Source organism: Rhizobacter sp. SG703, assembly GCF_012275445.1.
GTDB lineage: Bacteria > Pseudomonadota > Gammaproteobacteria > Burkholderiales > Burkholderiaceae_C > Rhizobacter.
In genome coordinates this window covers 220,729-236,786 of the sequence record NZ_JAAZQK010000007.1, presented here as the reverse complement: position 1 = coordinate 236,786, position 16,058 = coordinate 220,729, and the positions used below count along the sequence as shown (strand labels likewise).

The following is a 16,058-nucleotide window of genomic DNA, read 5'->3' as shown; positions in this document are numbered from 1 at the left end:
GCGACCGACGATGGACCACACCACCACCGCCCCCCTGCCGCGCCGCCTCGCCGCCTGGCTCGCGGCTGCCGCCGCGTTGCTGCTGCCGGTCGCCGCCCTGGCCCAGGAAACCGTCTGCGCCCGCGTCAAGATCGAGATCAAGCAGGAGCTCACGCTCGAGCGCCAGGCCTTCGACGCCGAGATGAAGATCAACAACACCACCGACAGCGGCGTGATCGAGAACGTCTCGGTGGTGGTCAAGGTCACCGACGAGGCCGGCACGCCGGTGGCCATCACCGACAACCCGAACGACACCTCGGCGAAGTTCTTCATCCGCCTGTCCGGCAAGCAGAACATCGGCGACGTCGACGGCAGCGGCACCGTCAACCCCAAGACCACCAGCGTCATCAACTGGCTGCTGATCCCGGCGCCCGGCTCGGCCGGCAACAGCCCGCTCGGCAAGAAGTACCTCGTCGGCGCGACCCTCAAGTACCGCTTCGGCGGCGAAGACACGGTGCTCGAGATCTCGCCCGACGTCATCACCGTCAAGCCGCTGCCGCTGCTCACGCTCGACTACTTCCTGCAGCAGGACGTGATCGGCGACGACCCGCTGACCCCCGAGATCGAGGCGGTCGAGCCGGCCACGCTGGGCGTGCGCGTCAAGAACAACGGCTATGCCGCCGCGAAGAACCTGAAGATCGATTCGGCGCAGCCGAAGATCGTCGAGAACAACCAGGGCCTGCTGATCAACTTCACGCTGACCGGCAGCTACGTCAACGACGCGCCGGCGCAGAACACGCTGCTGCTGAACTTCGGCGACATCGCCGCCGGCACCAGCAAGACCGGGCGCTGGCTGCTCGAGACCACGCTGGCCGGCAAGTTCACCGAGTTCACCGCCAAGTTCAGCCATGCCGACGAGCTGGGCGGCACGCTGACCTCGCTGCTGCAGGCCACCAACGCGCACCTGCTGATCCGCGACGTGCGCGTCGACCTGCCGGGGCGCGACATGGTGCGCGACTTCCTGGCGCAGGACGGCGACGTCGTGCGCATCTACGAATCCGACGGCCCCGACACGCTGGTCACCGACCGCAGCGCCGTCGCGCAGATGACGGCCGGCACCAACCCGGCAGGCAACGCGAGCTACCGCATCACGTTCCCGGCCACCTCGGGCTTCGCCTGGCTGAAGCTGCCCGACCCGTTCAACGGCACCAAGGCGCTGGGCCAGGTGCAGCGCTCCGACGCGAAGCAGCTGCTGCCCGAGAACGCCTGGCTGTCGAAGACCCGCAACCTCGAGGCCAAGCGCTGGGAGTACTGGGTCAACATCTTCGACGTCAACACCACCGGGAGCTACGACACCGAGTTCAAGGCGCCGCTGCCCACGGCCACGCCGCCGCAGCTGCAGTTCATCCCCGACCACACGGTCAAGGAAGAGCAGCAGGTGTCCTTCCTGGTCGAGGCCAGCAGCGCCGCCGGCCTGCCGCTGCTGATCAGCGCCGCGCCGCTGCCGGCCGGCGCCCGCCTGCTGCCGCAGGCCGCCGACCCGCAGGCGCCGACGCTGGCGCGCGCGCTGTTCGACTGGACCCCGCCCAAGGGCTCGGCCGGCACCTACCTGATCACCTACACCGCCAACGACGGCACGCTGTCCGGCACGCGCTCGGCGCGCATCAAGGTCGAATCGAGCACGCCGCCGCCCGGCCCCGGCACGCCGACCATCGACACGCCGGCCTCCGGCGGCCAGGTGACGAGCCTGCGGCCGAGCCTCGCGGTGCAGGCCTCCACCAACCCGGCCGACCCGAGCACGCAGCTGCAGTTCGAGCTGTACCGCGACGAGGCGATGACGCAGCTGGTCGAGAGCGCGCTGGTGGCCAAGGCGCCGCCGCTGCCCGGCAACGGCGGCGGCAGCGTGCCGCAGCCGACCCGCTGGCAACCGGCCGCCGACCTGAACGACAACACCACGTACTGGTGGCGCGCGCGGGCCTACGACGGCACGCAGATGTACAGCACCTGGGTCAACGGCCGCTTCTTCGTCAACCTGTTCAACGACGCGCCCGACAGCTTCAACCTGACCAGCCCGTCGCCGAATGCCGAGGTCTCGCTGCTGCAGCCGGTGCTGAGCTGGACCAACAGCGCCGACAAGGATGGCGATGCGCTGACCTACGCGGTGGCGGTCTACCGCAATGCCGCGCTGACCGAGCTGGTGACGCAAGGGGCCGACCTGCCGGGCGATGCCGGCGGCACCAGCAGCTGGACGGTGGCCGTGCCGCTGTCCAACCACGTCACGTACTACTGGCGCGTCACCGCACGGGACGCGCTGGGCGCGCAGACGGCCAGCCTCGCGCGGCCGTTCCTGGTCAACACCGGCAACACCGCGCCGTCGGTGCCGGTCATCCAGAGCCCGCTGCCCGGCAGCCAGAGCGCCGTCTCGCCGACGCTGCTGGGCATCCAGAACAGCAGCGATGCCGAGAACGACCTGCTGACCTACGTGTTCGAGATCGACACCGTCAACACCTTCGATTCCGGCGACAAGCGCAGCTCGGGTCAGGTGATCCAGAGTGCCGGTGCGGTCACCAGCTGGCCGGCCGCCAACCTGGTCGAGAACAAGCACTACTACTGGCGCGTCAAGGCGCAGGACGGCCGCGCCGAATCGGCCTGGGCCGGCGGCGACTTCCTGTTCAGCGCCGTCAACGAAGCCCCGCCCGCGCCCACGGTGCGCAACCCCGGCAACGGCGCGTGGACGCCGAGCCTGCAGCCCAGCCTGGAAGCCAACCCGGTGCTCGACCCGGAAGGCGAAGCCGTCGGCTACCAGTTCGAGGTCTACCGCGACGCCGCGTTGTCCAGCAAGGTGATCGACGGCAGCTCGTCCAACGCCGGCTGGATCGTGCCGGTGGCGCTGGCCGACAAGACCACGCACTGGTGGCGCGTGCGCGCGGTCGACCCGCGGGACACCGCCAGCGCTTGGTCGGCACCGAGCGTGCTGTATGTGAGCACCGGCCCCTACCAGGATCCGAGCATCCAGGTGACGGCGCCGGCCACCGCAGTCCAGCCGACGCTGGTCGACAACCGCAAGCTGGTGACGCTGCGCTGGGAAGGCACCGACCCGAACATCGAGCCGACCATCGCGCTGTACTACGGCACCAGCAAGACCGGCTTTGGCGGCACGCTGATCGTCGACGGGCTGCGCCAGGTGGCCGGCACGCAATCGGGCACCTACGCGTGGGACGTGACGGGCCTGCCCACCGGCACCTACTACGTGCATGCCGCGATCTACGACGCCAAGGGCATCGGCCGGGCCTATGCGGCCGGCTCGGTGGTGATCGCCCCGGCCGCGCAGACCGGCGTCATCACGGTGGCCGGCGACAACCTCGCCACCAACGAGACCGGCACCGCCAGGACCTTCACCGTCAAGCTCGGCAGGCAGCCAGCGGCCGACGTCGTGATCCCGGTGGCGTCGAACAACCCGCGCGAGGGCACGGTGAGCCCGCCGTCGTTCACCTTCACCCCGGCCAACTGGAACAGCGCGCAGACCGCCACCGTCACCGGGCGCGACGACTGCGTGCTCGACGGCGCGCAGACCTACCAGGTGGTGCTCGGCGCGGCGGTGTCGAACGACCCGAACTACATCGGGCTGGTCGGCCGGCCGGTGAACGTGACCAATGCCGACCGCGGCGACAACGCGAGCGGCACCAGTTCGCCGGACATCCACGTCTGCGGCTACTCGCTGGTCAGCATCCGCCAGCTGGCGGCCAAGAGCTACGAGTACGTGATCAAGGTCGAGTTCTCCAACAGCGGCGCACCGGTCACCGGCGTGCAGGCGATCCTGAGCGGCATGCCCAGCGGCTTCACCGCACCGGACAACCAGATCCAGATCGGCGCGATCGGCACCAACGAGACCGCCAAGCCGGCCGACACCGTCACCTTCCTGGCGCCACGGCTGTTGTTGAATCCGCCCAACAGCATCAAGGGCTGGGCGGTCTGGAGCGTGACGATCCAGCGCTGAGGTGCATGGCGGCGTCATGGGCATGGGTGGGCAACCAGGTGAATGGTGGTCTGCACCATGGAGAGATTGAAAGCAGGATCCATCGAATGACACATCGACTCGCACGCACGGCTTCGGCCGCCATCCTCCTGCTGCCGGCCGTTTGCCATGCGGTGGACTCCGGCAGCACCGCCTACCGCAGCGGCAAGGCGGCCGGCTATGTCCTCGGCGGTTTGCTGCTGTTCTTCCTCGCCCGCCGACTGCTCGGCGGCCTGGCTTGGGCGCGCTGGCTGATCGTGCCCGCCATCGCGATCGCGCTGTTCCGCATGCAGCCGTTCGGCGCCGCCGGCAGCGGCGACCTGGATGCCGACAAGATCCACGCCCTCGCCGCCGGCGTGCGCGCCGACGAGGTGCTCATGTACTCGACCACCGAGTGCGTCTACTGCGCGCAGGCCAAGGGATGGCTGAGCCAGAACGGCTTCGCGTTCACCGAATGCAACATGAGCGTGAGCCCGGCCTGCGTGCAGGATTTCACCCGCTTCGGCGGTACCGGCACGCCTTACCTGGTGGTGCGCGGACGCCACATGAAAGACGGTTTCGACTCCGACCAGTTCCTGGCCTTGCTGAGCCCTTGATGTCCTGCCGCAGCGTGAAGACTCCAACACCGCTGCCGTGCGGAAAGCAGGCAGTTCCCCACTAGACTGCCGGCTGGTGAGGTTCGAGGTTTCCAGAATGAGAAGAGCTGTCAGAAAGTGTGGAGGACTGCGGCCAGCGTCGCACCGGCGCGGGTTCACGTTGCTGGAACTGCTGGTGGTGATCGTCATCATCGGCCTGCTTGCCGCCTATGTCGGGCCGCGCTATTTCGCACAGCTGGGCAAGTCGGAGCGCGGCGCCGCCAAGGCACAGATCGAGGGCCTGGGCCGCGCGCTCGACGCCTACCGGCTCGACACCGGCCACTATCCGACCACCGAGCAGGGCCTGAACGCGCTGGTCGTCAAGCCGAACGACGAGCCGAAGTGGACCGGCCCCTACCTGCAGAAGGCCGTGCCGCCCGACCCCTGGGGCACGCCGTACGTCTACCGCTCGCCCGGCCAAGGGGGGGATTTCGACCTGCTGTCCAACGGCAAGGACGGCCAGCCCGGCGGGGATGGCGACGCGGCCGACATCTCGTACCGCTGAGCACCAGGGTTCCGCCATGCAAGTCCCGGATCGTCCCAGCCCCGTGGGAGCGGCGGCGCCCGTCACGCGCCTGCGCCTGCGCGTGCAGGGCGCCGACGGCCGCGCGCAGACGCTGGAGTACGCCGACGTCTCCGAGCACGAGGCGGTGCGCCGCGTCGTCGCGCGCGGACTGCGGGTGCTGGCGATCGAGACCGGGCTCGATGTCGCGGCCGCCTCGGCCTCGGCCGCCGGTGCGCATTTCCCGCTGCTGCTGTTCAGCCAGGAATTGCTGGCCCTGCTCGACGCCGGCCTGAACCTGAACGAGGCGCTGCAGACGCTGCACGCCAAGGAGCGCCAGCCGCCGGTGCGGGCGGTGCTGGCCGAGATGCTGCTGGGCCTGAGCGAAGGCAAGAACTTCTCCGACGTGCTGGCGCGCACGCCGCGCCACTTTCCCGAGGTGTACGTGGCGACGGTGCGGGCGGCCGAGCGCACCGGCGACCTGCCGCGCGCGCTGTCGCGCTTCATCGCCTACCAGCTGCAGTTCGACACCATCCGCAAGAAACTCATTTCGGCCGCCATCTACCCGGTGATGCTGCTGGTGGTGGGCGGCTTCGTCACGCTGTTCCTGCTCGGCTACGTGGTGCCCAGGTTCAGCGCGGTGTACGAGTCGTCGGGCCGGCCGCTGCCGTGGATGTCGGGCGTGCTGCTCGGCTTCGGGCAGGTGATCCACGCGCACTGGCAGCTCGCGCTGGCGGGCTTCATGGTGGCGGGGGCGGTGTTCGGCTGGGGCGTCAGCCGCGCGCGTGGGCGGGCCTGGCTGCTGGAGCAGGTGTTGCGGTTGCCGTGGTTCGCCGGCAAGGCCGAAGAATTCCGATTGGCGCGCTTCTACCGCGCGGTGGGGCTGCTGCTGGCATCGGGCATCTCGCTGTCGCGTGCGATGGGCATGGTCGACGGCCTGCTCGGTGCGCGCCAGCAGGCGCGGCTGGCGCAGGCGCGCCAGGCGGTCGAGCAGGGCCAGAGCCTGTCGGTGGCGCTGCTGGCGGCGGGCCTGGCGAGCCCGGTGGCCGAATCGCTGATCAAGGTCGGCGAGCGCTCCGGCCAGCTGGCCGAGATGCTGGAGCGCACCGCGCGCTTCCAGGACGAGGATTTCGCGCGCTGGGTCGACTGGGCCTCGCGGCTGCTCGAGCCGATCCTGATGAGCGTGATCGGCATCGTGATCGGCACCGTCGTCGTGCTGATGTACATGCCGATCTTCGAACTAGCGGGGAGCCTGCAATGACCGGCCCGCAGCCGCCGCTGGTGCCCGAGGTGACGCCGGCACTGATCGATGCGGCGCGCGCGCTGGCCGCGCGCGAGGAGCGCTCGCTGGTGCAGGCGCTGCAGCAGCTGGCCGGCTGGCCGCCCGAGCTGCTGATGGCCGCGCTCGGCGAACGCTTCGGCTACCCGGTGCTCGGCATGCGCGAGCTGCACGCGATGCGCCCGCAATTCGAGCGCATCCCGTACGCCGATTGCCTGCAGCGCGGCGTGCTGCTGGCCACCGATGAAGCGCGCGTGCCGCACCTGGTGCTGAGCGACCCGTTCGACGGTGCCGCCGAGGACTGGGCGCTGCGCCGCCACGGGCTGGCCGGTGCCGCGCCGCGCGTCGCGATCGCCCACCCCGACGACCTGCAGGCGTGCCTCGCCCAGCAGGAGCGCCAGCTGCGCGCGATGGACGGCTTCCACGGCGGTGCCGGTGCCGCCGGCGACGAAGAAGTGGCCGCGGTGATCACGCTGGCCAGCATCGGCGACGACGCGAGCCCGGTGGTCAAGCTGGTCAACTCGACGCTCTACGACGCGCTGAAGCTGCAGGCGAGCGACATCCACCTCGAATGCGATGCCGGCTGCCTGCACGTGCTGTGCCGCATCGACGGCGTGCTGGTGCCGCTGACCCAGGTGCAAGGCCAGGAGATGGCCGAGCAGGTGATCTCGCGCATCAAGGTGATGGCCGAGCTCGACATCGCCGAACGCCGCATCCCGCAGGACGGGCGCTTCAAGGTGCGCGTGAACGACCGGGAGATCGACTTCCGCGTCTCGGTGATGCCCAACATCTTCGGCGAGGACGCGGTGCTGCGCCTGCTCGACCGGCAGTCGCTGACCGAGCAGGCCAAGTCGCTGCGCCTGGACCACCTGGGCCTGGATGCGCTGACGATGGCCGGCATCCGCCGCCTGGCGGCGCGCCCGCACGGCATGCTGCTGGTGACCGGGCCGACCGGCTCCGGCAAGACCACCACGCTGTATGCCGCGATCACCGAGATCCACACCGGCCGCGACAAGATCGTCACCATCGAGGACCCGGTGGAGTACCGGTTGCCGCGGGTGCTGCAGATCCCCGTCAACGAGAAGAAGGGCCTGACGTTTGCGCGCGGGCTGCGGTCGATCCTGCGCCACGATCCGGACAAGATCATGGTCGGCGAGATCCGCGACGGCGAGACCGCGCAGATCGCGGTGCAGGCCGCGCTGACCGGCCACCTGGTCTTCACGACGGTGCATGCGAACAACGTGTTCGACGTGCTGGGCCGCTTCCTGCACATGGGCGTCGACGCCTACAGTTTCGCGGCGGCGCTGAACGGCATCGTCGCGCAGCGGCTGCTGCGCATCAACTGCCCGCACTGCGCGGTCGAGGTGCAGCCGGCGCTGCACGAGATCGAGGCCGCCGGCCTGACGGCCGGGCAGGTGCAGGGCTGGCGCTTCAAGGCGGGACAGGGCTGCGGTCACTGCCGCGGAGCCGGCTACAAGGGCCGCAAGGCGGTCGCCGAAGTGCTGCTGCTGGACGACGGGCTGCGCGAGCTGATCGCCGGCAAGGCGCCCATCTCGGCGCTGAAGGAGCGCGCCGCGCAGGCCGGGCTGCAGCCCTTGCAGCAGGCGGCGTGGCAATGGGTGGCGCGCGGCGAGACCACGCTCGAGGAGGTGGCCCGTGTCGCCGGCTGATGCCACGTTGGTGGTCGCGATCGGCGCGCTGCGCGTCGAATGGGGCGTGATGGCGCGCGGGCAGTGGGTGCCCGACAGCGCGTCGGCGCTGTCGATCGCCCCGGTGGGGGCCGACGCGACGCTGGCGGGCGTGTGTGCCGCGCTGGAGCGCGTGCAGGTGGAGACCGGTGCGGCCCGGTTGCGTGCCGTGGTCGCCGACAAGTGGCTGGCGGTCGCGTCGGTGCCGTGGAGCGCGGCGCTGCAGGATGCCGGCCGGGCCGAGGCGTTCGCGCGCGGCCAGTTGCTGCAGGCCGGGCACGAGGTGCAGGCCCCCGACACGCTGCGGCTCGACGATGCAGCCTTTGCGCAGCCGCGGCTCGCGGTGGCCTATCCGGCGCTGCTGCTCGATGCGCTGCGCGCGCTGGCCGGGCGCAGCCGGGCGCGCCTCGCGTCGGTGCTGCCGACCAGCGTGACCGCGTGGACGGTGGCGCCGCGCGGCCGCGCGGCGCTGGCGGTGCTCGACCAGGGCCAGGTGGTGCTGGCACAAGGCGCGTGGCGGTTGGCGGACGTCACGTTGCGCGAAGGCGGCGTGGCGGAGTTGGAAGGCCTGTGGCAGCGCGTGCGCCTGCGCGATCCGCGCCTGGCCGCGGTCACCGAACTCGCGGTGCTGGACCTGGCGCCGGCACCCGAATCGCCCGCCCAGGCGGTGGCCGGGCTGAACCCCGTCGACCTGCCTCTGCAGGCGCGCGCCATGTCGCGCGCGCTCCAGCTGGCGGGGCTGGCCGCGACGCAGCGCCTGGCCATCGACGCCGTGCCGCCCGAGGCACCGGTCACGCGGCTGCGCTGGGCCGTGGCGGCCGCGATGCTGCTGGTGGCCGGCGGCCTGTCGCTGCAGGCTTGGCAGGCGGTGCAGCGCGTCAACGGCTTGCAGCAGCAACTGGATGCGGCACAAGTGCGCAGCGTGCCGGCGGTGCCGGCCGCGCTCAGCCGGGACGAACAGGCGCGGGTGCCGGCGGTGAATGCCGCGATCCGCGAGATGAACCTGCCGGTGTCGGCGCTGCTGCAGGCGCTGCAGCCGCCGCGCGACATCCGCGTTGCGGTGCTCGGTGTCGACGTGCTCGGTGCGGCGCCCGGTGCGAATGCAGGTGCGGGTGCCGGCATCAAGATCACCGGCGAAGCCCGCACCGGCGCCGAGATGGCGCGCTACGTCGCCTTCGTGTCGTCGCGCAAACCGTTCACCGGCGCCTACCTCACGCGCCACGAGATCGACGACACGACGCCCGAGCGGCCTTATCGCTTCACGCTGGAGGCCGCATGGAACGACTGAGCCTCGTCGGTGCGATGCTGGCCTGGGAGCTGCGCCGCATCGTGCGTGCCTTCATGCGGCACGGTGGGCGCCTGGGCATCGTGCCGGTGCTGGCGGCCGTTCTCGGCATCGCCGCGGCGGTCGTCGGCCGGCAGCAGAGCGTTGCCGCGCAACAGGCGCAGGCCCAGCTGGCCGAACGCCTGGCCCGACGCGCCGCTGAACCGGCGGCGGCGCCGGTCGTCCCCGGCGAGCGCGACGGTCGCGCGCGCCTGAAGGCGTTCGACGACTACCTGCTGCCGCACGACGACATCCCGACGGTCGTGCAGGACCTGCTGAACGAGGCCGAGGACCTGCGCCTCGTGCTGGCGCGCGGCGACTACCGCGCGCAACCCGACCTGCAGGGCGGTTTCATGCGCTACCGCATGAGCTTGCCGGTGAAGGGCGATGCGCCGACGGTGCTGAAGCTGATGCAATCGGCCTTGCAGTCGCACAAGACGCTGGCGCTGGAGAGCGTGCAGTTCAAGCGCGCACGCATCGAGTCGACCGACGTCGAGGTGCGCTTGCAATGGGTGCTGCTGACGCGCCTGCCGGAGCCGGTGCGATGAAGCCCGTTCTCACGCGCAGCCTGCTCGGCCTGGGCCTGGGATCGACGCTGCTGGCCGCCTGGTTCGCGCCGGCGCCGGCCAGCGGTGGGGTCGAGCTGGCCGAGCGCACGCGCACGGCCGCAGCGCGCGCGCCGGCTGCCGCGGCGTCTTCGCCTGCGCCGGTGCGGGCCGCCGCGTCGCGCAACGCCGAGGTGCTGCGCATCCGTCCCCGTGAAGGCGCCGGGGCACCGGGCGAGACCGACACGATCTTCGGCGCGACGCGCTGGACGCCGCCACCGGCACCCGTCGTCGCCGCGCCGGTGGCCGTGACACCACCGCCTCCGCCACCGCCGCCGCAGGCGCCGCCGCTGCCGTTCCGCGTGCTCGGCCGCTACGACGACGCCGGCGAACTCGCGGTGTTCCTGCAATACAACGACCAGAACCTGGTCGTGCGCGTCGGCGACACCGTGGCCCAGAACTACAAGGTGGAAAGCCTGCAGGGCGGTACGCTGACGCTGGTCTACACGCCGCTGAACCAGAAGCAGACCCTGGACGTCGGGGGAAGCGAACCGAGAGACACGAGATGAGATGGTTTGATCCACGGGCGGCGTTGCTGGTGCTGGTGCTGCTGCTGAGCGGCTGCGCGGCGCCGCAGGCCTACCGCGACGGCAACGCGTTGCTGGCCGCCGGCAAGACGACCGAGGGCCTGGCCAAGTTGCAGGAGGCGGTGCGGCTGGAACCTGCCAACGCCGAATACCGCATCGGCCTCGCGACGCAGCGCGCGTCGCTTGTCAACCGCCAGGTGCTGGCCGGCGAGGCGGCGCGCCGCGAGGGTCGGCTCACCGATGCCGAGAAAGCCTACCGCCAGGTGCAGGCCATCGAGCCCGACAACGCGATGGCGCGCCAGGGCCTGGACGCGCTGCTGACCGAACGCCGCCACCGCCAGGCCGTCGCCGAAGGCGAGGTGCTGCTGAAGAAGGGCGCGGCGGCCGACCTGGACCTCGCGCTCGAGAAGATCCGGCCGGTGCTGGCCGAGAACCCCAACCAGAAGGATGCGCTGAACCTGAAGGCGCGCGTCGACGAGGCGCGCGGCAGGCTGGTCAAGCCCGAGACGCGCCTCGCCGCGGCCTACCGCAAGCCGATCACGCTGGAGTTCCGCGACGCGCCGCTGAAGTCGGTGTTCGACGTGATCGCCAAGGTGTCGGGCCTGAACTTCCTGTTCGACAAGGACCTCCGTCCCGACCTGAAGGCCAGCATCCTGGTGAAGAACACCTCGATCGAGGACGCGGTGCGCCTGCTGCTGGTGACCAACCAGCTGGAGCAGAAGGTGCTGAGCGACAACGCGCTGCTGATCTACCCGAGCACGCCGCAGAAGCTGAAGGACTACCAGACGCTCGCGGTGCGCAGCTTCTACCTGACCAATGCCGACGTGAAGGCGGTGTCGGGCGCGATCAAGACGCTGGTGAAGACCAAGGACCTGGTGATCGACGAGCGGCTGGGCATCATCATGATGCGCGACACGCCCGAGGCGATCCGCATGGCCGAGCGCATCGTGGCGCTGCAGGACCTGAGCGACCCGGAGGTGATGCTCGACGTCGAGGTGCTCGAGGTCAAGCGCACCCGGCTGCTCGAGCTCGGCGTGCAGTGGCCGAGCCAGCTGACGCTGTCGCCGCTGAACATGGCCACCGAGCCGTGGACGCTCAACGAGTTGCGCAACATCAACCGCAACACCATCCAGGCCTCGGTCGGCAGCATGCTGATCAACGCGCGCAAGGAGGACACCGACGGGAACATCCTCGCCAACCCGCGCATCCGCGTGCGCAACAAGGAGAAGGCGAAGATCCTGATCGGCGATCGCGTGCCGGTGATCACCACCACCTCCACCTCGACCGGCTTCGTGTCGGAGTCGGTGAACTACGTCGACGTCGGCCTGAAGCTGGAGGTCGAGCCCACCATCTACCTCGACGAGGAGGTGGCGATCAAGGTGAACCTCGAGGTCTCGAGCCTGGTGCGCGAGGTGCTGAGCAAGTCGGGATCGCTGTCGTACCAGATCGGCACGCGCGGTGCCAACACCGTGCTGCGGCTGAAGGACGGCGAGACCCAGATCCTGGCCGGACTGATCAACGACGAGGATCGGTCCACCGCCAACAAGGTGCCGGCGCTCGGCGAGTTGCCGGTGCTGGGGCGGCTGTTCGGCAGCCAGAAGGACGACAAGCAGCGCAGCGAGGTGCTGCTGTCGATCACGCCGCACATCGTGCGCTCGATCCGCCGGCCCGACCTGGTCTCCGCCGAGTTCGATTCGGGGACCGAGAGCAGCATCGGCGCGCCGTCGTTGCGGCTCGAGGCGGTGGAGCCCGAGAAGGCGGCCGCGGCGGCGGTGCCGCGGGTGGGCCAGCCGGTGCCGGCCGCGGGGGCGACACCAGCGCCGCCGGGCGTGGCGCCGGCGGTGGCCGCCGTGGCTGCCGCGCCGCCCCCGGCCGCCACCGTGCCCGGCGCCGTCTCGCTGAGCTGGCAGCTGCCGGCGCAGGTCAAGGTCGGCGAGCAGTTCACCGCGGTGCTGCGGCTGTCGAGCCAGGGGCCGCTGCGCGGGCTGCCGCTGCTGCTCGGCTTCGACCCGCAGCTGTTGCAGCTGGTGCAGGCGCAGGAGGGCGATTTCTTCAAGCAGGCCGGCGGCGCGACGCTGTTCAACCAGCGCTCCGATCCCGCGCAGGGCAAGCTCTTCGTGTCGATGGTTCGCCAGAACCCGTCCGGCAGCGATGCCGGCGTCAACGGCTCGGGCAACGTGCTGCTGGTGTCCTTCAAGGCGCTGAAGGCCGGCAGCGGCAAGCTGCAGCTGCTGTCGGCCACGCCCGAACCGGCCCCGGCCATGCCGCTGGCGCTTCCCCCGGAGCAACTGGTGAAGGTGCTGCCGTGACCCGCAGGCGCGCCGCCGGCTTCACCTTCGTCGAGCTGATGATGACGCTGGCCATCATGGGCGTGCTGGTGATGGTGGCCGTGCCGATGGCGCAGGTCGCGGTGCAGCGCGACAAGGAGCGCGAGCTGCGCAGCGCGCTGCTGCAGATCCGCGAGGCGCTGGATGCCTACAAGCGCGCGTCCGACCAGGGCCGGCTGGTGCAGAAGCTGGGCGAAAGCGGCTATCCGAAGACGCTGGACGACCTGGTCGACGGCGTGCCCGACCAGCGCAGCCCGACGAAGCAGAACATCTACTTCCTGCGCACGCTGCCGCGCGACCCGATGGCGGCCGACGCCTCGCTGAAGCCGGCCGAGACCTGGGCGCTGCGCAGCTATGCCTCGCCGCCGGACGATCCGGCCGAGGGCGAGGACGTGTTCGACGTGCATTCCAGATCGACGCGGCAGGGCCTGAACGGCGTGCCGTACGAGCAATGGTGACCCCCGTGCGCCGCGGCTTCACGCTGATCGAGATGCTGGTCGTGATGGCGATCGTCGCGCTGCTGCTGGCGATCGCGCTGCCACGCTACTTCGGCTCGCTCGACAAGTCGAAGGACGTGGTGCTGAAGGAGAACCTGCAGGTGCTGCGCACCACGCTCGACAAGTACTACGCCGACAAAGGCCGCTACCCCGAGACGCTGCAGGACCTGGTCGACCAGAAATACCTGCGTGCGGTGCCGACCGACCCGGTGACCGATTCGGATCGCAGCTGGATCCTGGTGCCGCCCAAGGACAGCGAACAGACCGGCATCGCCGACGTGAAGAGCGGTGCCGCCGGTGCGGCGCACGATGGCAGGCCGTATGAGACGCTCTAGGGCCCGCCGACTCGATGGCTTCGCCTACCTGTGGGTGCTGCTGGTGGTGGCGTTCCTCGGCATCGGGCTGACCGCGGCTGCCGAGGTCTACAGCACCGCGGTGCAGCGCGACAAGGAGCGCGAGCTGCTGGGCATCGGCCAGCAGTTCCGGCGCGCCATCGGCCGCTACCACGAGACGCAGCTCGCGGGCGGGCGGCGCGAGTACCCCGCCGAGCTGGACGACCTGCTGCGCGACAAGCGCAGCCCGGGCCTGCGCCGCTACCTGCGCAAGGTGTTCGTGGACCCGATGACGGGCCGGCCCGAGTGGGGACTGATGCGCGTGGGCGGGCGCATCGTCGGCGTGTACTCGCTGTCGCAGCGGCAACCGATCAAGCAGGACCACTTCGACGCGGACGACATGGCATTTCGCGGCAAGCAGAAGTACAGCGACTGGGTCTTCACCTACCCGGCGGATCTGTTGCTGCGCGCAGACGGTGCTGCCGGCGCACCGGCCGACGCGGCCAGCGCGGCCCCTGCGGCATCGGCGCCCTTCCCCGGGGCGAGTGCGCCATGACGCGCTGGGTCGCGATCGCGTTGCTGCTGGCCGCCGGGTCGGCGCTGCCGCAGACGGTGCGCCCGGGCTCGGTGCTGCCCGACGCGCTGAAGAACGTCGCGCCGTCCACCGGTGTCTGCCGCCGCGACGATTTCACCGGGCCGGGCGATGCATGGCGCGGCGCGGCTGAACCGAAACCCGACCTGGCGTGCCGCCTCGGCGTCGACCAGTGGGTTCGCCTGGCCGGGCAGGGGCAGCCCCTGCTGCTCGACGTGCGCAGCAGCCCCGAACGCGAACTGGCGACCGTCGACGGCGCGCTGCAGCTGAGTGCCGACCAGCTGTCCGGCAAGCCGTTCCTGAAGGGAAAGACGCTGGTGCTGATGGGCGATGGACGGGCCGAGCGCGAGTTGTACGTGGCCTGCGCGAGGCTGAAGACGCAGGGCTTTCGCGACGTGCGCGTGCTGCAGGGCGGCATGCCGGCCTGGCGGGCCGCCGGGCGGCCGGTGCTGTCGCGCAACGCGCTGGCCGACGAGGTGCCGCGACTCAGTGCGCCGCAGTTGTGGCTGGAAAGTCACTTCGACGCCAACCTGGTGCTGGCCGTGCCGGACCAGGCGCGCCTGCAGGCCGCGTTGCCCCAGGTGCAGGTGATCGCCGATGCGGGCGTGGCGACCGTCCGGAAGGCATTGGCGACACAGCGCAAGACGACGAGGGACCGTGCCGTCGCGGCCGTCGTGCTGGTGGCGCCGCCGGAGATGCCGGTCGGCGACCTGCTGGCCTTGCGCAACGCGCTGGCCCCGTTGCCGCTGCTGGTGTACGCCGACGGTGCCGACGCGTACGCGAAGCAGATGAAGCAGCAGCAGCAGGTGTGGACCGCCCAGGCGCGCGGGCCGAAGCAGCCGGCGTGCGGACTGTGAGCGCGTCCCGCCGCGCGGTGCTGGCGTGGCTTGCCGCCGCGGTGCCGGCGCGCGCCCTCGCTGCCGAGCCGGCGCTCGATCGGCAACTGCGCTTCGCGATCACGCTGACCAACCCGGGTGGCGATGTGCTGCAGGACCAGGTGCTGTGGCTGTACGCGCCGCTGGCCGACGGCCCGGCGCAGAAACTGCTGCGCGTGACCTGCGCGCTGGCGCACGAGCAGGTGGGAGACCCGCTCGGCCACACGCTGCTGAAGCTGGCGCTGCCGCCGGTGGCGCCCTGGGGGACCAAGGTGCTGGCGCTCGGCTTCGAGGTGGCGATGCGCCGTGCGCCGCTGCCGTCTGCGCTGGACGACCCGCGCCCGTGGCTGCGGTCCGAGCGCTACATCGAGGTCGACGATGCGCGCATCCGCGAGGCCGCGCTCGCGCTGAAGCGCGCGACGGCCATCGAGACCGCACAGGCGATCTACGAATCGGTGCGCACCCGCCTGCAATACGCCGGCTACGTCGCCGACGACCTGGGGGCGCTGCAGGCCTTGCGCCAGGGGCGCGGCGATTGCACCGAATACGCCTTCCTCGCGGTGGCGCTGGCGCGCGCGAACGGCATTCCGGCGCGCATGGTGGGCGGCTACGTCACCGAAGGCAGTGCCGCGCCGCGCGCCGAGGAGTATCACAACTGGGCCGAGCTCTACCTGGACGGCAGCTGGCGCCTGCTCGATGCGCAGAAGGAGCGCTGGCTCGCGCCGTCGGAGCAGTACGTGGCCTTTCGCCTGTACCGCGACGAGGCCGTCAACCCGGTGGGCCTCGCACACCGGTTCCGGATGGACGGCCGCTTGCGTGTCAGGATGTAAAGCACGGCTTGTCGCGCCTCGCCGCGGTCGTCGGATGTCGGGCCGGCCGCG

The 16,058-nt window shown here is 70.8% G+C and carries 14 protein-coding genes; all 14 read left to right on the top strand.

What is annotated here, in order from left to right; genetic code table 11:
* The first annotated feature begins 10 nt into the window (after window positions 1-10).
* Window positions 11-3,976 carry a hypothetical protein gene (locus tag FHT26_RS16645; protein WP_168561236.1) on the top strand — a complete coding sequence of 1,322 codons (3,966 nt, stop codon included), beginning with the start codon at window positions 11-13 and terminating at the stop codon, window positions 3,974-3,976.
* An 86-nt stretch (window positions 3,977-4,062) separates the two neighbouring features.
* Entirely contained in the window at window positions 4,063-4,590 is a 528-nt protein-coding gene (locus FHT26_RS16640; RefSeq protein ID WP_168561235.1) for a glutaredoxin family protein, read from the top strand.
* Between the two features lie 97 nt (window positions 4,591-4,687).
* Window positions 4,688-5,134: a type II secretion system major pseudopilin GspG gene (gene gspG, locus FHT26_RS16635; RefSeq protein WP_168561234.1), complete on the top strand. Its 447-nt coding sequence runs from the start codon at window positions 4,688-4,690 to the stop codon at window positions 5,132-5,134.
* Window positions 5,135-5,150: 16 nt separating this feature from the next.
* Window positions 5,151-6,392: a type II secretion system F family protein gene (locus FHT26_RS16630; protein ID WP_168561233.1), complete on the top strand. Its 1,242-nt coding sequence runs from the start codon at window positions 5,151-5,153 to the stop codon at window positions 6,390-6,392.
* The gene (locus tag FHT26_RS16625; protein WP_168561232.1) at window positions 6,389-8,080 is read left to right on the top strand and encodes a GspE/PulE family protein; all 1,692 of its coding nucleotides are present in this window, start codon (window positions 6,389-6,391) and stop codon (window positions 8,078-8,080) included. Before FHT26_RS16630 ends, FHT26_RS16625 begins: the two co-directional genes overlap by 4 nt.
* Window positions 8,067-9,386, top strand: a complete 1,320-nt coding sequence (locus FHT26_RS16620) for a hypothetical protein (RefSeq protein WP_168561231.1) — start codon at window positions 8,067-8,069, stop codon at window positions 9,384-9,386. Before FHT26_RS16625 ends, FHT26_RS16620 begins: the two co-directional genes overlap by 14 nt.
* On the top strand, window positions 9,374-9,970 hold the full coding sequence (locus tag FHT26_RS16615; RefSeq protein ID WP_168561230.1) for a hypothetical protein: 597 nt from the start codon (window positions 9,374-9,376) through the stop codon (window positions 9,968-9,970). Before FHT26_RS16620 ends, FHT26_RS16615 begins: the two co-directional genes overlap by 13 nt.
* Complete coding sequence (locus tag FHT26_RS16610; protein WP_168561229.1) at window positions 9,967-10,536, top strand: secretion system X translation initiation factor; 570 nt, start codon at window positions 9,967-9,969, stop codon at window positions 10,534-10,536. Before FHT26_RS16615 ends, FHT26_RS16610 begins: the two co-directional genes overlap by 4 nt.
* Complete coding sequence (locus FHT26_RS16605; protein WP_168561228.1) at window positions 10,533-12,863, top strand: secretin GspD/PilQ domain-containing protein; 2,331 nt, start codon at window positions 10,533-10,535, stop codon at window positions 12,861-12,863. Before FHT26_RS16610 ends, FHT26_RS16605 begins: the two co-directional genes overlap by 4 nt.
* On the top strand, window positions 12,860-13,339 hold the full coding sequence (locus FHT26_RS16600) for a prepilin-type N-terminal cleavage/methylation domain-containing protein (RefSeq protein WP_168561227.1): 480 nt from the start codon (window positions 12,860-12,862) through the stop codon (window positions 13,337-13,339). Before FHT26_RS16605 ends, FHT26_RS16600 begins: the two co-directional genes overlap by 4 nt.
* Window positions 13,333-13,713 carry a type II secretion system protein gene (locus tag FHT26_RS16595; RefSeq protein WP_168561226.1) on the top strand — a complete coding sequence of 127 codons (381 nt, stop codon included), beginning with the start codon at window positions 13,333-13,335 and terminating at the stop codon, window positions 13,711-13,713. Before FHT26_RS16600 ends, FHT26_RS16595 begins: the two co-directional genes overlap by 7 nt.
* On the top strand, window positions 13,700-14,266 hold the full coding sequence (locus tag FHT26_RS16590; protein WP_210427443.1) for a type II secretion system protein: 567 nt from the start codon (window positions 13,700-13,702) through the stop codon (window positions 14,264-14,266). The genes FHT26_RS16595 and FHT26_RS16590 overlap by 14 nt, the downstream gene beginning before the upstream one ends.
* Complete coding sequence (locus FHT26_RS16585; RefSeq protein ID WP_168561225.1) at window positions 14,263-15,159, top strand: rhodanese-like domain-containing protein; 897 nt, start codon at window positions 14,263-14,265, stop codon at window positions 15,157-15,159. The genes FHT26_RS16590 and FHT26_RS16585 overlap by 4 nt, the downstream gene beginning before the upstream one ends.
* Window positions 15,156-16,007 carry a transglutaminase domain-containing protein gene (locus FHT26_RS30505; protein WP_168561224.1) on the top strand — a complete coding sequence of 284 codons (852 nt, stop codon included), beginning with the start codon at window positions 15,156-15,158 and terminating at the stop codon, window positions 16,005-16,007. The genes FHT26_RS16585 and FHT26_RS30505 overlap by 4 nt, the downstream gene beginning before the upstream one ends.
* Window positions 16,008-16,058 lie beyond the last annotated feature (51 nt).